This window comes from Candidatus Hodgkinia cicadicola (assembly GCF_002774925.1).
In genome coordinates this window covers 1-1,352 of record NZ_NXGO01000150.1, presented here as the reverse complement: position 1 = coordinate 1,352, position 1,352 = coordinate 1, and the positions used below count along the sequence as shown (strand labels likewise).

General features: G+C 36.5%; 2 protein-coding genes and 1 pseudogene. 1 reads left to right on the top strand and 2 read right to left on the bottom strand.

The genetic code is table 4. The features are described from left to right. Window positions 1–55 precede the first annotated feature (55 nt). Both MAGTDC_RS03865 and MAGTDC_RS06115 read right to left on the bottom strand, forming a co-directional pair. Window positions 56–841, bottom strand: a complete 786-nt coding sequence (locus tag MAGTDC_RS03865; protein WP_278047000.1) for an AAA family ATPase — start codon at window positions 839–841, stop codon at window positions 56–58. Between the two features lie 57 nt (window positions 842–898). Next, window positions 899–1,003 (bottom strand): annotated as a pseudogene (locus tag MAGTDC_RS06115) (hypothetical protein); the annotation flags it as partial. A gap of 6 nt (window positions 1,004–1,009) precedes the next feature. Between MAGTDC_RS06115 and MAGTDC_RS05095 the strand changes: the two are divergent. Continuing rightward, window positions 1,010–1,180, top strand: a complete 171-nt coding sequence (locus tag MAGTDC_RS05095) for a hypothetical protein (protein ID WP_192573235.1) — start codon at window positions 1,010–1,012, stop codon at window positions 1,178–1,180. Window positions 1,181–1,352: the final 172 nt, after the last annotated feature.

The following is a 1,352-nucleotide window of genomic DNA, read 5'->3' as shown; positions in this document are numbered from 1 at the left end:
TTGTGGATTTGTTTCGATGATGTTGCCAACAGTATGGCACTTGTGGTGTCTAATGCTAAGTACATCTTATGGAACATGAGGAACCAAAGACTTCGGTGTACTTTTCATGGATTAATGATCTGTCGGATTTCTTACATTTGTTCAGGTATGCGTATTTAAATGCTTCACCGATGCTGTTTAATATTATGGTTAATTCGGCTCATGATAATAGACTTCTAATAGAAAATGTGAGGCTAAGCTTACCTTTGCTTTGCAAACGTCGTAACAGTCTTGCCAGTTCAACAATTTTTGTAGGGATGTTTCCATGTAATGCTTTACCAGTAATCTGATTAACTAGGTTTAGTTCTTGGTTAAAACTTAACTTCGGAGCATTAACAACAATGTTTCATCTGTCAAGGTGGGCTGAATTCTCTCGGAAGGTACCAATCTGACTGCCGGAAAGGGTGTTGCTGGTTGCTAAAATCCTGAAACTTGCATTTGGTTTTATTATTCTACCGTTTTCTGGGATAGTAATTTCTCCGTTTGCTTCTAATAACTTATTGAACACGAACTTGGTCTCTGGTTTGCAAGCGTCGTAATCATCTAACACCAACACTATTGGTCTTTTTAAAGCTCATGGTAACAACCCATATTTAAACTTTATAACTGGTTTACCTTGTTGGAATGTAATCGATTCTTTACCTATAAGTTCTAATCTGGTTAGATAACTATCCATATTTATTCGGATACAACCTCAATTCAACCGGTTGCAGACTTGTTCAATGTGAGTAGATTTACCTGTACCATGTCTTCCGACTATTAATACCCGTTTGTTGTAGACTAAACCTGCCAAGATACACAATGTTGTTTGTCGGTCGAATTGGAAGCCTGGTCGGGTTTGAGGAACGAGTTCGTTTGGTTTTGAGAATGCCGGTATGTAGGCATTTAGATTTATGTTAAAAACGTTTGCAACTGAAATTTTAATGTCTGGTAGATGGTTTAATTTCAGCTTGTTGTTTATCATTGGTGGATGTTTGGTTTGGATGATTGAGATAATTGGTGGAGGGATGTTATGAGATATGGAATTGTATGTGTTGTTGTTAGTGATAAAAACGATGTATGGGTTAGTGGATTTAATGAATTCGATGGGGTAAAGTGATGATTTTGTTGATTAGGTTATAATGGAAGGTTGGAGGTATAATTGACGTGTTGTGTTGGTTAAATATTCAATTGGTATTTGATGTGGAAATTGATCGATGTGTTGGTTGATTTAAAAAGTTCGGATGTTGGATTAATTAATGTTATGGATTTTGTTGGTAAAAGAGGTTGATAGGTGTTTGGGCGTTTGGTTTAATGGTTGTTTAACTTGTGGG